Raw genomic sequence first — 18518 nt, 5'->3', positions numbered from 1 at the left:
CCTACAAAGTTTGCATCGGATTTCTTCCCAAATTTAAGAAAAGGCTACACCCGCGATTCCAACGCATAACGATATCCCTGCTCCACCATGAATAGCTGGCGCCTAAGCGCAAAATCCAGCTCCTTAGTGCCATCGCTAACAACGGTATAAAACCATGCTTCATTTCTTCCTTGCTTTGGCCTGAGAATACGCCCAATGCGCTGAGCCTCCTCCTGCCTCGAGCCATAGCTGCCCGATATTTGAATGGCTACTGCCGCATCCGGCAAATCAACTGCAAAATTGGCAACCTTTGAAACCGCCAGCACGGGAGCCTCACCCGAGCGAAAACGATCATACAGCAGTTGGCGTTTATCCTGCTCCAGCTCCCCAGTTATAACGGGAATTGCGAGCGTTTTGGCAACCGCATGCAATTGATCTAAATATTGACCGATAATGAGCGTTGGCACGCCCTGATGTCGCTTCAGCAGCTCCGTAATGACGGCTGCCTTCAATGGATTTTCTGCAGCAAGCCGCAATTGAGAGCGGGGATTGGCCGCTGTATAACGCTTGCGGACAGCCTCATCCAGCGGTATGCGAATTTCAGTGCAATGAACAGCCGCTATATGTCCCTCTGCTTCTACCGCCTTCCACAGCCATTCGTATTGCTTCGGACCGATGAGGGAAAAAACATCCTCCGCGCAGCCATCCTCACGAACGAGCGTTGCCGTCAGACCAAGGCGCCTCGTCGCTTGAATATTTGCCGTCATTCGAAATACGGGTGCAGGCAGCAAATGCACCTCATCATAAATAATGAGTCCCCAATCACGCTCGGAAAATAATTTCATATGCGGGTAGTCTGCCGACTTTGCCTTACGGCTCGTCAAAATTTGATAGGTGGCAATTGTCACCGGACGCACCTGCTTCAGCCCGCCTGCATATTCTCCAATGTGTTCATCCTGCAGCGTAGTTTTGTCCAGCAGCTCGCGCTTCCATTGCTTGACCGAGGTCGTGCTGGAGGTCAAAATCAGCGTGGCGCTGCTTAGCTTTGCGAGTGCCGCCAGCCCGACAACCGTCTTGCCAGCTCCGCATGGCAGCACGACAACTCCGCTTCCGCCATGCACGGAGCCTTCAGCGCAGAAAACATCTACCGCCTGCTGCTGATATCCTCGCAGCTTGAATGGCTTGCCGTGGCGCGTTTCCTCGCGCAGCTGCACCGGCAGCGACTCACCGGCGTGATAGCCCGCCCGATCAATGACGGGATAACCGAGCCGAGCTAGCTCCTGCTTGAGCAGCCCTCGCTCTTCCCCGCGAATCACCACACCTAAACCATTCTGGCAGGCTGTAAAATCCAAGTTTGTAAATTTCGGCCCTATATTCGGATGGCGAGCCAGCTCCGAAATTAGCTCTGCGCTGCCGCTTAGCATGAGCCTGTCTCCTGCCAGCTCAAGGTACAATTTGCCGTATCGCCCCATCCATTTGCGTATGCTCATTTCCGTGTAGCTTGGAATGCTTGATGCTGCATACTTCATCAGCAGCGCCATGACATCCTCTGCCGAGAGGCCTGACGCGCAGGCTTGCCATAGCGTCATGGCAGTCATCCGGTACGTATGCCACCCTCCCGGGCGCTTAACGAGCTCTGCGATAGCAAGCAGCCTTCCAGCAGCCTCTTCTGCACCGGCTTGCTTCATATTGAGCAAAAGCGTCATATCGCTTTGAACAATGAGCGGCTTGCCGCTTGGCTTCAGCATAGAAAGCCCTCCTCCTCTGTCAGCAAACTGTATGCCGCTCGCAAAACTGCAAGACCAACGCTTCGGCCATAATGGCCACCTATAGGAGCAGTATGCGGAAGAAAGCCCTATTTTATGCAAATGCACACGTTGTTGTTTCCTTAGTCGTCAAAGCTCGTTTCGCACAAAAAAAAGAGCGTGCCACCGTTTTTCGTGACAGGCTCTTACGTTCATCGTACTGCTATTAACATACTTATCCAGCGTTTAGTTTAATGCTCCGACCATCTATGGCTCTGACACATAATCTTCAGCCAACCGTATAAGCAGCTCTGCGGATTTAAGCATGGCGCCTTCTTCGAAATCAAACTTAGGATGGTGATGCGAATAACTGGTGGACACCTCGCCATTGCCTGCCCCTACCATCATAAAGCAGCCGGGAACCTTGCCCAGATAGTAAGAAAAATCTTCGGCTACCATCATTTCATCGCCCCGCACCGCATTACCCTCTCCCAGCATCGGCTCAGCTACACGGAAAAAACGTTCCGCTTCATGCTCATTATTGATGACGGCTGGATAGCCAATGCGAAGCTGGAAGTCATAATTGGCTCCGTACATTTGGCAGGTATGCTCAATGACTTGCTTCAACCGCTCATGAATGAAATAACGGCTTTCCTCATCGAATGAACGAACCGTGCCTTTCATTACACAGCGTTCGGCAATGACGTTATTCGTCGTTCCCGCTTGAAAAGATCCTATAGAAATAACCGACGGATGCAGCGGATTGATGCTCCGGCTAACAATTGATTGAATCGACTGCACCAGAGAGGCCCCGACTACAATCGTATCAATTCCTTTATGCGGCATACCGCCATGTCCGCCCAGCCCGATAATTTCAATTGTAAATTCATCGGCTGCGGCCATGAAAGCGCCAGCTCTTGACGATATTTGCCCAAATGGGAGCGGAGTCCACAGATGAATGCCATAGATGACATCCACGCCTTCAAGCACGCCGTCCTTTATCATGTGAATGGCGCCGCCCGGCGTCACTTCCTCAGCAGGCTGAAATAATAGCCTCCGCTCTCCTTTAATTATTCCGCGATGCTCCTGATAAAACTTAGCTATCGCCAGCATCGACGACGTATGGCCATCATGCCCGCAAGCATGCATGATTCCAGGTACCGTTGACGCATAGTCACATTGCTTCTCATCTTGAATCGGCAACGCATCAATGTCGGCGCGCAGAGCCACGACTGGCCCTGGCTGTTCGCCTTTTATCGTCACAACAATTCCATATCCGCCTACACCTTCCTCAAACTCGCAGCCGAATTCCGTCAGCTTTCCTGCGATCCATCTTGAGGTTTTCTCCTCTTGGAAGGATAGTTCAGGATGCTGATGGAGGTATCTCCGCCACTGTACCATCTCTGGATAAAGATGTTGCAGCTTTTCTAACGTATAGACACTGGTCAACATAACAGCAAACCTCCTTCACCTTTTACATAAATGACAGACCTATCGCCTCAAGCGTATAAACTTACTCTATTTTAACAGAACGAAGCTCACATGAGTAAGCTTAATTGCAGGAATGTTGATTTCTGATTGCTTTGTAGTCACGGGTAAGGCTTGCACTGACTGGGGAAACATACTATCATGAGAAATGAATGTTCAACAATTGGTTTATGAATAATGAGGAGGAAACATCATGATTATTGAGAATACCGGTTTGAACGGTGTTCAGAGCGAGCTGTTCCATTTGGATGAGTCAGCAGAAAAGCTCGGCTTTGTTCGTTGGCAATGGGAATACTACCGCGCTACATATGATTTGAAACTGGAAGATAAAGCTACGAACGCTGAGTACTTTTTGCGCATCAACACGCGTGCCGTTGAAGGAAAGCTTGAGTCTCCACATGCTGTACTTGCGATTGAAGCCGTATACATCGGCAAAGCAACATTCCCGCATGGTATGGAGTACGAATCCCCGGTGCCGCAGCCTATTTTGAACACAGCTACGCAGCGATTGCAGCAACTAAAGCAATTGCTTGAGTAGTATGAGCAAAACGCAAAACGGCAGCCGTGGCAGGCCAGATTTTCTGCTTCTTATTTTCACGCTTCTGCTCGTCGGTTTTGGGCTCGTGATGGTATTCAGCGCGAGCTCAAGCATTGCCTTGTATTCACCAAAGTATTTGAATGATCCGCTTTATTTTGTTAAAAAACAGGCTGCTTTTGCAGCCGTAGGCGTATTCCTCATGCTTTTAATGATGAATATACGTTATGAGTTTTACAAGAAATCTTTTTTACTTTTCTTTATTCCTGTTGTTATTCTGCTTGCAATCGTTCCTTTTGTGAGTGATAACATTAACGGTGCTCACAGCTGGCTGAAGTTAGGGCCGCTAACTATACAGCCAACGGAGCCCGCAAAGCTGGCGCTTATTTTATATTTGGGAGCGCTTATTTCCAAAAAAGGCGAGAAATTCCGCGACTTCAAAAAAGGTCTCGTTCCCGTCCTTCTTGTTACTGGCTTCATCTGTTTCCTAATTATGCAGCAGCCGGATTTGGGCTCCTGTATGGTGCTCGCAGGCTGCGCAACCATTATGATTATGGCCGGTGGTGCCAACCTGAAGCAGGTATTCGTAACCGGCGGACTAATGGGGCTCGTGCTTTCCGTTGTAGTCAGCATTTCTATGGCGATCAGCCCGACAAAGTGGTCTTACCGGATTGCGCGATTTACTGCTTTTTTGGACCCTGTCGCGGACAAGCAGGATACAGGACTTCAGCTCGTTTCCTCGTTACAGGCTTTAGGGCATGGCGGCTTGACCGGGGCTGGATTCGGCGAGAGCGTACAAAAGCTGCATTATTTGACCTATGCGTATAATGACTTTATATTTGCCATCATCGCGGAGGAATTTGGCTTTATTGGAGCCTCGCTTTTTATTTTATTTTTTCTAGCTTTTTTATGGCGTGGTCTGATCGTCGCTTTGCGCTGCTCGGATCATTACGGCACCATTATCGGCGTCGGCATTGTAGGTTTGTTCAGCATTCAGGCATTTATAAACATCGGCGGAGTAACTGGCACTATACCTTTGACGGGAGTAACGCTTCCTTTCATCAGCTATGGCGGCTCGTCGCTTATGGCCTGTCTCATGTGTATCGGCGTTTTGCTTAGCATTTCACGAGAAGCGAATCGCAATGCAAAACCGAAAAACAAACGTCAAAGCTAAAACAAGCTTCCCACCTGCTATGAGGCGCGGAAGCTTGTTTATTGTTGTTATTTTATATCAGAATGAGCAGCTCTAGCCGCACGATGCGACAAGCGATCACCGATTATTTTATACGCGGAGCCGTTGCTTCCTCAAGAACCTCTTCTTCCTTAAACACAACGCCTTCTACTTTCACATTCACTTCAACGACTTGAAGACCAGTCATGTTCGATACCGTTTCCCTTACGTTAAGCTGCAACTGACGACATACCTCCTGAATCGGAATGCCATAGTGAACGATAATACGCAAATCAATTGCGGCCTCGAGTTGTCCGACTTCCACGGAAACACCCTTCTGCACGTTTTTTCCGCTTAGCCGTTTTGCTAGCCCTTCGGAAATTCCGCCAGACATGGCTGCTATACCTGGAGTCTCAAGTGCGGCGAGTCCCGCGATTGTTGCTACTACGTCATCAGAAATACGAATAATGCCTGTTTTTAGGTCCTCGGTCATCTTCTTCACTCCTCCATTTGCTATATATGTATATTGTACTGGATGAATTAACCGGAAGCAACTTTTGTCGATTAAATTAACGGTTATCTGTCGAATAGAATTGGATATATTAAATAACAGGTTTGCAGATTATCACAAAGGGGTGTCCACGTGAGACGAAAGCTGTTTTTCACCGGATTAATCGTCATGTTTGCCTTCAGTGCAATCGCTCATTTCGCCCACCTAGACATGACGCTGCAATTTGCTGTTTCCGCTATAGCGATTGTATTTGCAGCGGGCTTTCTCGGGCAAGCGACCGAGAGCGTCGCTCATTATGCCGGCCAGCGGCTCGGCGGCTTCCTTAATGCGACCTTCGGCAACGCAGCCGAGCTGATTATCGCTTTTTTCCTCGTCAAGGAAGGGCTATTCGACATGGTAAAAGCGAGCATAACGGGCTCCATTATCGGCAATCTGCTGCTTGTTCTCGGGCTCAGTCTGCTCGCCGGGGGACTCAAATACAAGCAGCAGCATTTCAATCATCAGCTTGCTCAGCATAACTCAACCTTGATGATGCTCGCTGTCATCGGCTTGTTCGTACCAGCGATATTTGTTGGAGCCGAGCATTTCTCTCTGGAAAAGGATCATTTCCTCAGCCTGACCGTGGCCTGCATTTTGATCCTTTCGTATGTGCTCTGGCTGTTGTTCTCGATGGTGACGCACAAGCAGATGCTTGCCGACAACGAAATGAGTAATGACCATGGCGACGAGCCTGCCTGGTCTAAGGGCCGCTCCGTCCTCATGCTCGTTGTCGCCACCGTGATGGTCGCTTTTATTAGCGAGTGGCTGGTCCACACGCTAGATACGTTTACAACGCGTTTCGGGCTGTCTGAGCTGTTTGTCGGCGCATTCATCATCGCCATTGTCGGCAATGCCGCGGAGCATAGTGCAGCAATCATGCTGGCGATGAGGAATAAAATCGGTGCTGCCGTCGAAATTGCCATTGGAAGCAGCCTGCAAATCGCCCTGTTCGTCGCTCCCGTGCTCATTATCGCCAGCGCCGTTATGGGCAAGACGATGGACATTATTTTCACACCGATTGAGCTGACCGCTATTGCGGTATCTGTCTTTATAGCGAAGTCTGTATCGGGTGACGGCCAGACCAATTGGTACGAAGGCGCGCTGCTGCTAATGGTTTATTGTATTTTGGGCATTGCTTTTTATTTGGTATAAAGGATGGGAGCGCGCTGAAAAAGGATCTGGGCTGCGCAAAAGGCTTGGAGTTCAATCGCTGTTACTCTTGGATTCCCTGATACACCATCTCAATGGTGGAAATCCAAGAGCAAAGGCGAGCGCTACCGCTTCTCACTTCCAAACCTTTTGCTCCGCCCCGCCTTTTTCAACACACTCCCACCAAAATAAAGACAAAAGCCGCAAAAATGTTCCTTCTTAAGGAAACAAGGAAATGTAGAACAATTAAAACAAGCAGATAGCTTACAGATAGAAACAAAGGAGGACCAACAAAAAAAAGGAGCAGGCCGCATAAAACGCCTACTCCTTTCTATTCAACGCTTCGTAAAGCTGAGCCAGATTGCGCTCCAATCGGCTTAACAGCTCCTTGCCGCTATGCTCAGCGATCAATCCAGCGCGTACTGCAAAATCAATTTCCCGCGAGAATCCATACATCTGCGTGTCCAAAACTTCCTCGTACAGCGGACATTGACGGGTCGTCAAGTTCTCCATCTGAACCTCAATCAATTTTTCTATTTTAGCCGCATCCTCCATAAGGAGACGAAGAGCTTTCTCATGCAATTGAACCGTGACTTCCGGTGAAGACATCGTTTTCCCCCTTAATGCGTGTACCCGCCGTCGTCTATACCCTTTATATTAGACGAAAAAGAGCCAATATACAAGGACAAAACAGAAAAGCACCCCTTCGGCTAGCGAAGAGGTGCATGTACTGGTATAACCTGTTTATTCAGAAACGACTGCAACATTCAGGTTATGCTTAGCGAAAACAGCTGCCATTGCGACTTTTGCTTCTTCAGCATCTGGTCCGTGGACGTGAAGCTCGTAGGAGTGACCGCCTACCAGCGTAGTGAACAACCCCAAAATACTTTTAACATCAATATATTTGTTGTCTGCTTGCAGAACGATTGATGAGCGGAATTGACCTGCTGCTTGGGATATTTCTACAATAGCTGCGTTGTTAGACATGGGGAACCCCTCCAATTAAATTAGTAAAGCTTACCTTCGAAATCATGATAACCTGAAATCATTGATCGGGCAAGAGGCAAATTGTTAAACGCTTCTATTTCATTTATTTCAAATTTTCGGAATTTAATGCTTCGAGCTCTGGAATTACGAAGTGGCCGTCCTTGCGGATAAGCACATCGTCGAAATAAATTTCCCCTCCGCCATATTCTGGACGCTGTATAAGTACGAGATCCCAGTGTACGGAAGACCGATTTCCATTGTCCGTTTCATCATAGGCGCGGCCCGGTGTAAAGTGCAAGCTTCCCGCGATCTTCTCATCAAATAAAGTATCATTCATCGGGTGCAAAATATGCGGATTAAAGCCAATCGCAAATTCGCCAATATAACGTGCGCCCTCATCCATATCCAGAATCTCATTCAAGCGGGCTGTATCATTACTTGTCGCCTTGATGATTTTTCCATTTTCAAACGTGAAGCAAATGTCTGAGAAGGTTACTCCTGAATATACGCTCGGTGCATTGTAGGAAATGGTACCCTGTACCGAGTCTCGCACAGGAGCCGAAAAAACCTCTCCATCCGGAATGTTGCGGTGGCCGGAGCATTTTTTGGAGCCGATATTTTTAATGGAAAAAGTAAGGTCGGTGCCTGGCGATACAATTCTTACACGATCGGTTTTGTTCATCAAAGCCTGAAGCGGGTCCATCGCTCTATCCATTTTCGCATAATCCAAATTACAGACGTTAAAATAAAAATCCTCAAATGATTCCGTGCTCATTTTTGCGAGCTGCGCCATCGACTCGTTCGGATAGCGCATAACGACCCAACGCGTGCGCTTGACCCGCTGATCCATATGTACAGCATCGCGGTAAATTTGCTCATACAGCCGTATTTTATCTTCCGGCACATCACTCATTTCATTGACATTGCCGCCCGCACGAATGCCGATGTAAGCGTCCATTTGCTTCATGCGCTGCAAATCATATTTCGTCCACTCTTCGATTTGCTCTTTGCTTCCGTTTCGCAGCAGCGTACGTGTTACCGCAGGGTCTGTAATTTCTACAAATGGTCTTCCGCCGAGCTTTGCTACCTCTTCAATTAGAGCTTTCGTCAACTCGCGTTCCGAGCCGATGACTTCAATGAGTACATTTTCTCCCGGCTGAACGCCAATGGAATAGCCTGCCAAATTGGCAGCTAGCTGCTGAATTCTTGGGTCACGCATGTTAAACTCTCCTCCAAATCATTGCTTTTCTATATTTGACGTTTACTGCCAACCCCATCGTAACATGTTTAACAGGCGCGTGCACCCTTCATGGCGAAGCAGAACCATCAAAAGCGCTAAGCGAAATGTTCGTCGTCCGCTTCTCCATGATCCTTTTGCCCTGTTTTTGATAAGCAAATGTCGTTTGCTCTTCCAACTGGAGCGGCACCAGCCTGCTGCGGTCGATGGTCAGCTCGTATTGTCCATCCACCTCTAAGGTAGCCAGCATTTGCTTCAGCTCCTGATGAGACGCCTCATACGTGCGCAGCCATTCCTGCCGCAGCGCTCCATCCACTGAGGGAGCCCGGCTCGCGAGAGCTTCCATTTCTGCCGTCAGGCGCTTCTCCCACCTTTTCTTCGCCGTCTCCTTGTCAAGAGCCGCATGAAGCACAAGGTAGCCCTCCGCTGTGGACTCTGTTTGAATGCTTGCCATATTAGTCGACTGCTGGAGCTCCTTAAGCAGCTGCGCTGGCGTGCGAGATGCGCTCTCATTCGCTGCTGTCCCTGCATACGATCTAATCTGTTCATGATTCAACACCTCTCCCGAGAAGCGCTGCGGAGTGTAGCTCCAGCCATCTGCTCCAATAATAGCAGTCGAGCCGCTGAAGCTGTATTTATCCGTTGCCGCAAGCCCAGCAGCTGATAAAGTCAGCCACTGCTCCGGTGTTCGCTTGTCTGCCACATTCATACAGCCGCTCAGCCAAGCCGTCACTGCTAGTAAAGGTAATAGAGCAGTCCACTTTTTTATTCTCATTTCCGCTTCCCTCCTAAGGTTGCATTTCCTAATCATTAGCTTCCCCGAAGCAGCAGACTCCTTATTCCTTTCAGGGCAGGTATTGTTTAATGGAACAAAGGCGGCCTTCTGGATATAAAAATAAAAAACGCCTGAGCAAAATGCCCATGGCGCTTCTCTTCTTCCTCACAAGATCATTCAATACCCGATTGTCCAGTTGAAGCTTCTACCCTACCCCAAGTCGAATACAGTTTCTTCCGTTGTTTTTCGCATCATATAAGGCCATATCTGCACGATAAAATAACGATTCAACGCTGATTTTCTCATTTTCAAACGTCCATTCCGACACGCCGCAGGAAACCGTCACTTTAGGGTCCGTCTCCTCTTCCACAAGCAGACGTATACGTTCAGCAATCCGAAAAGCCTGTTCAGAACGGATGCCTGGCAAATATACGGCCAGCTCCTCTCCGCCCCACCTGGCAGCGATGTCTCCCTGCCTAATCGTGGTCCGTATAATTTCGCTAACCTGAATTAAAATACGATCCCCAACCTGATGACCGAATGTATCATTAATGCGCTTAAAATGGTCAACATCGACGAGTACAAGTGAGCCTAGCGGATCTTTGCGCTGACGGCTCAGAATTTGCTCATTCAGGTAGTGGCGGGCGTGCAGCCCCGTTAAATTGTCCGTAATGACCATCCGCCTCACTTCTGAATGCAGCGAAGCGTTCGTCACCGCCAAGGCAATATGTGTGGACATAATTTGGAGCAGCTTATAGTTGTCGTAGGAGAAATAATGAGGGTTTTTATGTGTAACCATGATCACGCCCACTACTTCATCTTCAACCATAATAGGTGCGGCGATAAGCGAGCGAGAGCCAGTGTGATCCATCATTTTAGACGTTACGACTCGGGTTTGCCAATAATCTGATAAAATAAGCGGTTCTTTCGTGCGGTTAATAATGCCGCTAAAGCCGTAATCCGGCACAAATTGCTCGCGTGCAAGCATTGGAATATTGCTGGACATCACTTTAAATTGATTGCGATCTTTATCCAATTGGAGAATAGAGCAATAATCAGCTTCAAAAATATTAAGCAGCTCATTCATCGCAAACTTGAATATATCCTTAAGCTTCAGCGATTGATTCAGCCGTTTCGCCAGTTCATTAATGACACGAAGCTCATTGATAAGCAAATTGGACTGCTCGTAAAGCTTGGCATTTTCAAACGCAGAACCCGCCGTATCCGCAAGCAGCACGAAGGCCGGCATATTTGCAATATCCCAGCGCTCAGCGTCAATCGAGATGCAGAGCACGCCGTAAGCAGCCTGCTTGCCGTTCATTGGAACCGCAAGGCGTATCGTGCCATCACGCTGCTTCTGCGTCATCGGCTTGCCTTCCATGAAAGCTTTCGCGACAATGTCGTGTGCTGCATTTTTAAAAATAAGCGGCTTGACGCGCACGTCGCCATTCAAATGGTCCTGTGACAAAAACAAATTAACTTCGGAGCTTGGGTAAAGCTGGCCCAAGCTGCTCAGCATTTCGGACAGCACGGCAGTAACATCGAATTGATCATACAATCGCTTAGCTGCCATAAAAAGCGCATCCCGCATTTTTGCGTCCTTCTCCGTTCGTGTTTGCTGGAGCAGCAAATCCTGGACATATATATGTTCAAAAGCGCGATAGAAGCAGCTTCGGAAATGAAGGGCGCCAAGCCTTGCCTGCTGCTCGGCTTCGACGGCACTGCTTGTGGCAATATGTATAAATATGCTAAAGGGCTCACTATTCGAGCGTTTGCGGACAGGAACAGCAGCAGCATAATTAAGCGGGTCTCCAAATGACAGCGTAGCTAAGCTGCCTGTCGCAGCCACTTGTGCAGCTAGCAGCCGCAGCTCTTCGTGCCACAACAGTTCCTGCCCTTCCACAGCACCCGTGCTATCAATTAAATGCAGTTCCCAGTCAAATAAGAAAGAGCTGCCCTGCATCGCTTCTTTGTCTTCGCTTGCTTCCCTGAACCATTGCCCGAAGCTTTCGTGAAGCAACGGCATTAAATAGGGCTTGTCCGCATCGTTAATATCTTCGTGCATAAACCATATTTCAGGTTGCAACTGCTCTACAGGAGCCGCAGCCTGAGCAAAATGGTTGTTAGAATTTCCATCTCGGTTTCGATTGTTCATCTGCAACACCCAACCCTTCTGTCGGTCTAAACAAGGAGATGAGCAGTCATCTATGTATGAAGAAGATACTTTCATCATACTTTATTTTTAAGAATATTGCACTAATTGGCAGTTGGTATATAGGCCTAAAGACCCCATAACGATGATACAAAGTACAAACATTGAATTTTCTTGACTTTCTGCTTGAATTTCATATAATATTAATTGTTGAATACATGGGCGTACGGTTTTGTGTCACCCTCGAGAATAAGTTCACTGACAGGCCTGCGGCTGAGGTGCTTGTTAGGCTCTAAGTTTTGACTTGAGCATTTGAGCTTGTTCCGCGAAACACAACCCCATCTTCAAAAATCCCATTTGTTGAAGGAGTTAACACGACGCATGTCACGTTATACAGGACCTAAATTTAAATTAAGCCGCCGCCTTGGTATTTCCCTGAGCGGAACGGGCAAAGATCTCAAACGTCCATTTCCACCAGGCCAACACGGCCCGAACCAACGCAAGAAACTGAGCGGCTACGGCGTTCAATTGCAAGAAAAACAAAAGCTGCGCCATATGTATGGTTTGAACGAGAAGCAATTCCGCAACTTGTTCGATAAAGCAGCTAAATTGAAAGGTATTTCCGGCGACAACTTCCTCGTGCTTTTGGAAAGCCGTCTGGATAACCTCGTTTACCGTCTTGGCCTGTCCAACTCGCGTGCTGGTGCACGCCAATTGGTATCTCACGGTCATATTACAGTTAACGGCAAAAAAGTCGACATCGCTTCTTACACTGTATCAATTAACGACGTAATCGGCCTGCGCGAGCGCAGCCGTGGTCTGAAAACGATCAAAGAAGCTATTGAAGGCCGTCATCACCTGCCTAACTACCTTGAGTTTAACGACCAAGCGCTTGAAGGCAAGTACGTTCGTTTCCCAGAGCGTGCTGAGTTGACGCAAGAAATCGACGTTAAACAAATCGTCGAGTTCTACAGCCGTTAATAACGAAAATCCCTGGTCATCTTATGATGCCAGGGATTTTTTTGTCTGCTTATAATGGCTAGCTGTTGTCCTCTTGACCAGCTTCCTTCGTTGACAGCAATTGAAGCAAGGCATCGCTCGCTGAGGAAGCTTTATCCGGAGCAGCAGGCAGCACTGGAGCAGCGGATGATGTATTTTTCGTCGTCAAACCCTTCATTAAAGCATTAACATCAATGCCTGCTACACTTTTCAGCATTTCTGGCGCTGTTGCCATCAGGGAAGTGACGTAGTTGCTCAGACGCATCGCCCCTTCGCCATTGCCTGTATCGACAACCGTCAGCTTATCAATGCCTTTGATTGGCTCAGCGACCTTGCCTGCCAGCTCAGGCAGCATTTTCACAATAATATCGAGAATCGCTGCCTCTCCGAACTTCTCGAACGCCTCTGCCAGCTTCTCCTTTGCCTCCGCTTCCGCTAAGCCGCGCAGCCTGATTACTTCGGCTTCTGCCGTACCTTTGGCGCGCTCAGCATCCGCTACGGCCAAGCCATCCAGCCGCTTCTGCTCAGCCATAGCCTTCGCTTCAGCTTCAATGCTGTACTGGAGCGCATCCGCCTCGCGCAGTCGCTTGGATTTCTCCCCTTCTGCCGCCTGCTCGACTGCATAACGATCGGCATCCGCTTTTTTCTTCACCTCGGCGTCATATTGCTTCTCTCTGCGTAAAATCTCTTTCCCTTCGAGGTCAATCTCCCGCTCTTTACGCACGAGCTCAACTTTCATTTGCTCTTCGACTACGCTTTGCTTTGCACGAGCCTCTTGAATCGCATAAGCCTGATCCGCCTCCGCTTTCGCGGTATCCTGATCCTTTTTGAAGGACGCGATTTTGAGCTCTTTCATTTTCTCCGCTTCAGCGATATTCGTATCCCTCAGCAGCTCAGCCTTCTGTCCTTCCTCCTCAGCGCTCGCCTTCTTGATTCTTGCATCACGCACCGCTTCAGCTTGTGCAATGTCCGCATCCCGCTTCACAGCCGCGATACGAGGCTTGCCGAGCGCATCCAAATACCCGTGCTTGTCGCGCAAATCTTTGATTGTAAAGGAGACAATTTGCAGACCCATCTTTTTCAAATCTTTAGCTGCTACACCTTGCACCTCTTGGGCAAACCGATCGCGGTTGCGGTACACTTCCTCTACCGTCATTGAACCAAGAATCGCCCGTAAATGTCCTTCCAGCACTTCCTGCGCCTCGCTCTTAAGCTCTTCTGTCGGCTTACCCATAAATTGCTCGGCAGCAGTTGCAACATCCTCAACGATTCCGCCAATTTTAATGATAGCAACACCATCAGCCATAACCGGAACGCCCTGTTCCGTATACACCTCTGGGGTAGAAACATCCAGCTTATGGGAGAGCAAGGAAAGAAATTCAGCCTTTTGGAAGATCGGCAGTATAAAGGCTCCTCCGCCTCTGACGATTTTAATACGCCGACCGCTATCATCCATCAAGACATTGCGGCTTCCAAGAAATGAGCCGGTTACAATCATCGCCTCATCCGGGCTAACCGTTCTGTAGCGCGCCCAGAACGCGAGACCAAGTACGACGAATACAGCAACAACAATGATTGGAATAAGCAAAAATTCAGGCATAGCATCAAGCTCCTCTCTGTTTGTCGAATAGCCAGTTATAACAGTGGGTTAAGGTGAAACGGCTGTCGCCGTCTTTTGGCGGCGCGGCGCGTTTCAATCCGAGAATGATAGAGAAAGGATAGCGAAATCATATCCTTTCTCTATATTTCAAGCTGAGAAACATACAGCGTATGCTCCTTTACTTCAATTACGACAATACGAACGCCGCTTGGAATCGGCTCGCCATCAAAGCTTGCGGCAATTTGATTGGAGTATCCTGCCCCTGCCGGCATCAGCACCTCGCCGCAGCCTATCGCTGGTATCGGCACTAATACTTCACCAAGCCGCCCCGTAAAATCATGAATCGAGACGGCTGTGGAATTTTCGCTTTCACTCATCGGCTTCACATATAGGAAGTAAACGCCTCCGCCTGCGACAATTGCGACTAATCCAGCAAGGACAATTACAATTCCAGCTGTCAGTGGTGAATATTTTTGCAGCAGCAGCCCTGCGCCGCCAAAGGCGGTGATCCCCCCTACGAGCGAGGTAGGCTGAAGCCAGCCATAACCTTCGCTGGCGAGGAAATCGAGTGCTCCGTCAAAAGCGGAGCTAAGGATATCGCCAAATATAACGCTTACAATTGCATAAAGCACGCCGCCAATCAGACAGCCCCAGAACAACGCTTCCACCTTGCCCCCCCTTTCTGCAACCAAATGCTGTTATAACTGTTTTTATTTAATACGCGTTTGCTTGGGAAATGTTTCACAATTCTCAAATGGAATTGCCCTTTTTAATTCGATTACTAGGCTATATTTCTTTTTGTCATACTATTAATTCCCTTCAAATATTGGGTATGTCGTTTTTCGTGCATCCATAACATAGCAAATGAGCGAAGTCAATCAGGTTACCTCTTTTCGAACTGGTGTTTTATGCTATAATAGTTGGGTGTATTGGAGGAGGAGTAAATTCATATGCAGGAAGATCAACAACCATCATCATCCCGCAGAAGCGGCTGGCGCACATTTGGACTCGTAACATGGCTGACAGTAAAGTGGCTTGTTTACCTCGTCATATTCGCCGGTTTGCTAACGGGGGGAGCCGTTACAGGCTATGTGGCCTCTTTGGTTAAAGGAGAAGAAGTACGACCGCGAACCTTAATTGAAGAGAAAATAAACGAAAACTCAGTTACAGGCTTTGTCTTCTTTAATGATGATACCCTTATTGGACAGCTTCGTACGGAAGAAGATCGTATTCTAGTTGATTACGATGAGCTTCCCCCGCAAGTTATTGACGCTGTGCTTGCTATTGAAGACAATAATTTCGAATCGCATTATGGCGTCGATTTGAACGGTTTGGGACGGGCTGTCAAGCAAAAGCTGCTTAATGAAGATACGCAGACAGGCGGCAGTACGCTTACCCAGCAATTGGCACGCCGCGTATTTCTAAGCCTAGACGTGACGGACAGCCGTAAAGTGAAGGAAATTTTTCTTGCACTGCGAATGGAGCGTTATTTGACGAAAAAGGAAATTCTTGCAGCGTATTTGAATAAAGTACCATTCGGAAATGGCTCAAGCGGCTACAATTTATATGGCATCAAGGCGGCTGCCAAAGGTGTGTTTGGCATTACCGATTTGAGCAAGCTGAACATTGCGCAATCGGCTTATTTGGCCGGATTGCCGCAGCGTCCTTCCGCTTATACCGCGTTTAACGGCAAAGGACAGTTCAATGAGGGCGGCTTTGATCTCGCGATTGAGCGTCAAGGAACCGTATTGATGCGAATGCTGCAGACTGGGCGCATTACCCAACAGGAGTATGATGAGGCGAAAAAATTCGATATTCGCGGCTCGCTCGCGAAGCCAGTAGCGAAAGCCTATACGACCTATCCTTACCTCATGCTGGAGGCGGAGCGTCAAGCAGCTGAAGTCATGCTTATGCAGCAGGACCCGACACTGACCGTAGCCGATCTTCGCAAGAAGGAAAACGCCGATCTGATTGAAGAAGCGCGTGAGCATCTGCTCCGTGGCGGCTATCAGGTGCATACGACGATTGACAAAGATATTTATAAAATGATGCGCGATATTGGAAATGACCCGAGCAATTTCACTCCCGACAGTAAGGAGAAAGGCATTGAGCAAATTGCAGCCGTGCTCGTTGACCACAAAACCGGAGCTATACTTAGCATGCTGGAGGGCCGCGATTTTTACGAGGAGCAGATGAACTTTGCTACGCAGATGACTCGGCAGCCAGGTTCAACGATGAAACCTATCGCCGCCTATTTGCCGGCTATTGATAAAGGGCTGATCCAACCAGCAAGCGTCTTGGATGATGCGCCGATTATTTTGAAAAACAGCGGTTCCAGCTATCATATTCCAAAAAATGCAAATAATCGTTACAGCGGTCTCGTTACCGCTCGCGAAGCGCTCAATCGCTCGCTTAACTTGCCAGCGCTAAAGATTTTCCTTGATGAGGTTACGATTAAGGAAGCATGGAAGTTTACTAAAAAGCTCGGTATTACAACGCTGCAGCCAGCAGATGATGCCGCACAAACTGGCGTTCTCGGCGGACTCAGCATCGGGGTGTCCGTTGAAGAATTGACGAGTGCTTATGGTTCGATTCCGAATCAAGGCCTGTACAATGATTCTTATATGATCGCGAAGATTACCGATGCTAACGGCAAAATCGTCTACGAGCATCAGCACAAGCCGACTCGCGTATTTTCTGAGCAGACCGCTTTCTTAATGACGGATATGCTTCGCACCGTTATTTCCAGCCCAAGCGGTACAGCGAACTCGCTTACATCCCGCCTCAAAAACTACGGTAAAATTCCGTATGCGGGCAAAACGGGCTCTACGCAAAACTACGGCGACGTCTGGTTCATGGGCTTCACCCCTGATGTCACGCTTGGCGTATGGGCCGGCTATGAGAAACCGATCTACACGCTCGAAGGCGACAGCCGCAAGCGCGCCCGCGAAATTTGGGCGAAGATGATGAATCAGCTTGCCGAGCAGAAGCCGGACATGTTTGCGACCAAGGCTTTCAAGCAGCCTGATGGCGTTGTTAAAGCTACTGTATCTAGTGCCAGCGGCAAGCTGCCTACCGCAGTAACAAGATCAGCGGGCATGCTCGTAACCGACTGGTTCAACAAAAAGTATATTCCTAAGCAAGCGGATGATGCCCTTGTGAATATGTCATTCATACGCTACAACGGCGTCAATTATGTCGCTCAAGATGCAACGCCTTCCGATTTCATATCGCAGCAGACGGTTATTAAGCGCAAGAAGCCGCTTGACGAGCTTATGGATGAAATCAGCAAAGTGCTTTCTCGCGTTCCGGCTAGCAGCCGCAGAGCGCTAAGCTACTACTTGCCGGCGGATGCAGACAAAAACGCGCCTTCCAAGGTCGATCCTCGTAAGGATGACGGAAGCGCGCCAAGCGCACCGGGCAATGTAGCACTCATATCAATCGGTCAGGGAGTAGTCAGCCTTTCCTTCTCCGCTCCGGGCCAAAATGATGTTGTCGGCTTCCGGTTATATCAAGCTGTTAACGAAGGCTCCTTTAACAAAGTAGGAAATTCCATCCTGCTCGGAGACACCTACAGCGCGAGCTTTACCGTCAGTGCGGGCAACGGCTACAGCTTCTATGTAACAGCGGTAGATGTTGCAGGCAAGGAATCAGCACCTAGCCAAATTGTTCGCTTTGGCAAAGCACCTGTGACACCTGAAATTCCTGATCCACTAAATCCGGCACAGCCGCCTGAGCAAAGCGGCGATCCAGAACAAGGACCTGATGCGCGGCCAACGCCAGAAATCGGCTTGTCTGCACCAGCAGCCCCTGCTGGCCTTTCCGCGCAAGGCAATGAAACGGGCGTTACCTTGTCTTGGCAGGCAAGTGCAGCCGACGAGCAGGTCAAGGTGTACCATGTTTATTTTGCCGCGAGCAACGATGGGAAGTATGTAGAAATAGGCACTACCGCAGAGACGAGCTTCGTCTACGCCTCGCCGCTTGCAGCAGGAGCGTTCTATGTGACAGCAGAGAACGCTGCCGGGCAGTCTGCTCCTTCCTCGAAAGTAAGCATTGGCGGTTAACTATTATATTTTATAGATGAATCGCTCTAAAACAAAAGCTCCGGTTCCGCAACTAACGTTGCATGGAACCGGAGCTTTTTTGAGCTT

At 48.8% G+C, this 18518-nt stretch carries 15 protein-coding genes; 5 read left to right on the top strand and 10 right to left on the bottom strand.

Annotated elements, in window-relative coordinates:
• Positions 1-44: 44 nt before the first annotated feature.
• Together V5J77_RS10935 and V5J77_RS10930 are read right to left on the bottom strand one after the other, a co-directional pair.
• Positions 45-1727 carry a DNA repair helicase XPB gene (locus tag V5J77_RS10935; RefSeq protein ID WP_338555793.1) on the bottom strand — a complete coding sequence of 561 codons (1683 nt, stop codon included), beginning with the start codon at positions 1725-1727 and terminating at the stop codon, positions 45-47.
• A 264-nt stretch (positions 1728-1991) separates the two neighbouring features.
• Positions 1992-3176, bottom strand: a complete 1185-nt coding sequence (locus tag V5J77_RS10930; RefSeq protein ID WP_338555792.1) for an amidohydrolase — start codon at positions 3174-3176, stop codon at positions 1992-1994.
• Positions 3177-3405: 229 nt separating this feature from the next.
• Between V5J77_RS10930 and V5J77_RS10925 the strand changes: the two genes are divergently transcribed.
• Entirely contained in the window at positions 3406-3750 is a 345-nt protein-coding gene (locus tag V5J77_RS10925; protein ID WP_338555791.1) for a YugN family protein, read from the top strand.
• Position 3751: 1 nt separating this feature from the next.
• Positions 3752-4921 (top strand): putative lipid II flippase FtsW, encoded by a 1170-nt coding sequence (ftsW, locus tag V5J77_RS10920; RefSeq protein ID WP_338555790.1) that lies wholly within the window; start codon positions 3752-3754, stop codon positions 4919-4921.
• 103 nt (positions 4922-5024) lie between these two features.
• Here the strand turns inward: ftsW and V5J77_RS10915 are convergent, their stop codons facing one another.
• Complete coding sequence (locus tag V5J77_RS10915) at positions 5025-5411, bottom strand: Asp23/Gls24 family envelope stress response protein (RefSeq protein WP_338555789.1); 387 nt, start codon at positions 5409-5411, stop codon at positions 5025-5027.
• A 150-nt stretch (positions 5412-5561) separates the two neighbouring features.
• On the opposite strand from V5J77_RS10915, the gene cax reads away from it, so the two are divergent.
• Positions 5562-6620 carry a calcium/proton exchanger gene (cax, locus tag V5J77_RS10910; protein ID WP_338555788.1) on the top strand — a complete coding sequence of 353 codons (1059 nt, stop codon included), beginning with the start codon at positions 5562-5564 and terminating at the stop codon, positions 6618-6620.
• A 318-nt stretch (positions 6621-6938) separates the two neighbouring features.
• Here the strand turns inward: cax and V5J77_RS10905 are convergent, their stop codons facing one another.
• The 5 genes from V5J77_RS10905 to V5J77_RS10885 form a co-directional block, all read right to left on the bottom strand.
• A complete protein-coding gene (locus tag V5J77_RS10905; RefSeq protein ID WP_056038636.1) occupies positions 6939-7226 on the bottom strand; it encodes a YlaN family protein in 288 nt (95 codons plus the stop codon).
• Positions 7227-7361: 135 nt separating this feature from the next.
• Positions 7362-7604, bottom strand: coding sequence for an HPr family phosphocarrier protein (locus V5J77_RS10900; protein ID WP_338555787.1), 243 nt, complete (start codon positions 7602-7604; stop codon positions 7362-7364).
• A 103-nt stretch (positions 7605-7707) separates the two neighbouring features.
• Positions 7708-8823, bottom strand: a complete 1116-nt coding sequence (locus V5J77_RS10895) for an aminopeptidase (RefSeq protein ID WP_338555786.1) — start codon at positions 8821-8823, stop codon at positions 7708-7710.
• An 88-nt stretch (positions 8824-8911) separates the two neighbouring features.
• Complete coding sequence (locus tag V5J77_RS10890) at positions 8912-9616, bottom strand: hypothetical protein (RefSeq protein WP_338555785.1); 705 nt, start codon at positions 9614-9616, stop codon at positions 8912-8914.
• A gap of 205 nt (positions 9617-9821) precedes the next feature.
• The gene (locus V5J77_RS10885; protein ID WP_338555784.1) at positions 9822-11771 is read right to left on the bottom strand and encodes a sensor domain-containing diguanylate cyclase; all 1950 of its coding nucleotides are present in this window, start codon (positions 11769-11771) and stop codon (positions 9822-9824) included.
• Between the two features lie 378 nt (positions 11772-12149).
• Between V5J77_RS10885 and rpsD the strand changes: the two genes are divergently transcribed.
• Entirely contained in the window at positions 12150-12749 is a 600-nt protein-coding gene (gene rpsD, locus V5J77_RS10880; protein WP_338555783.1) for a 30S ribosomal protein S4, read from the top strand.
• Positions 12750-12807: 58 nt separating this feature from the next.
• Here the strand turns inward: rpsD and V5J77_RS10875 are convergent, their stop codons facing one another.
• Together V5J77_RS10875 and V5J77_RS10870 are read right to left on the bottom strand one after the other, a co-directional pair.
• The gene (locus tag V5J77_RS10875) at positions 12808-14367 is read right to left on the bottom strand and encodes a flotillin family protein (protein ID WP_338555782.1); all 1560 of its coding nucleotides are present in this window, start codon (positions 14365-14367) and stop codon (positions 12808-12810) included.
• 140 nt (positions 14368-14507) lie between these two features.
• Entirely contained in the window at positions 14508-15035 is a 528-nt protein-coding gene (locus V5J77_RS10870; protein WP_338555781.1) for a protease, read from the bottom strand.
• Positions 15036-15317: 282 nt separating this feature from the next.
• On the opposite strand from V5J77_RS10870, the gene V5J77_RS10865 reads away from it, so the two are divergent.
• On the top strand, positions 15318-18431 hold the full coding sequence (locus V5J77_RS10865; protein WP_338555780.1) for a transglycosylase domain-containing protein: 3114 nt from the start codon (positions 15318-15320) through the stop codon (positions 18429-18431).
• Positions 18432-18518: the final 87 nt, after the last annotated feature.

Origin of the sequence: Paenibacillus sp. KS-LC4 (assembly GCF_036894955.1) — a bacterium.
In the GTDB taxonomy this organism is placed as follows: domain Bacteria; phylum Bacillota; class Bacilli; order Paenibacillales; family Paenibacillaceae; genus Pristimantibacillus.
The sequence above is the reverse complement of the archived record's forward strand: the minus strand, read 5'-3'. Positions and strand labels throughout refer to the sequence as shown.

Bases quoted from the DNA above. Each gene is read 5' to 3' on its own strand.
- V5J77_RS10925 (WP_338555791.1), top strand. From the start codon at position 3,406: ATGATTATTGAGAATACCGGTTTGAACGGTGTTCAGAGCGAGCTGTTC.
- ftsW (WP_338555790.1), top strand. From the start codon at position 3,752: ATGAGCAAAACGCAAAACGGCAGCCGTGGCAGGCCAGATTTTCTGCTT.
- V5J77_RS10915 (WP_338555789.1), bottom strand. From the start codon at position 5,411: ATGACCGAGGACCTAAAAACAGGCATTATTCGTATTTCTGATGACGTA.
- V5J77_RS10935 (WP_338555793.1), bottom strand. From the start codon at position 1,727: ATGCTGAAGCCAAGCGGCAAGCCGCTCATTGTTCAAAGCGATATGACG.
- V5J77_RS10865 (WP_338555780.1), top strand. From the start codon at position 15,318: ATGCAGGAAGATCAACAACCATCATCATCCCGCAGAAGCGGCTGGCGC.
- rpsD (WP_338555783.1), top strand. From the start codon at position 12,150: ATGTCACGTTATACAGGACCTAAATTTAAATTAAGCCGCCGCCTTGGT.
- V5J77_RS10900 (WP_338555787.1), bottom strand. From the start codon at position 7,604: ATGTCTAACAACGCAGCTATTGTAGAAATATCCCAAGCAGCAGGTCAA.
- V5J77_RS10895 (WP_338555786.1), bottom strand. From the start codon at position 8,823: ATGCGTGACCCAAGAATTCAGCAGCTAGCTGCCAATTTGGCAGGCTAT.
- V5J77_RS10930 (WP_338555792.1), bottom strand. From the start codon at position 3,176: ATGTTGACCAGTGTCTATACGTTAGAAAAGCTGCAACATCTTTATCCA.
- V5J77_RS10885 (WP_338555784.1), bottom strand. From the start codon at position 11,771: ATGAACAATCGAAACCGAGATGGAAATTCTAACAACCATTTTGCTCAG.
- V5J77_RS10875 (WP_338555782.1), bottom strand. From the start codon at position 14,367: ATGCCTGAATTTTTGCTTATTCCAATCATTGTTGTTGCTGTATTCGTC.
- V5J77_RS10890 (WP_338555785.1), bottom strand. From the start codon at position 9,616: ATGAGAATAAAAAAGTGGACTGCTCTATTACCTTTACTAGCAGTGACG.
- V5J77_RS10905 (WP_056038636.1), bottom strand. From the start codon at position 7,226: ATGTCTTCACCGGAAGTCACGGTTCAATTGCATGAGAAAGCTCTTCGT.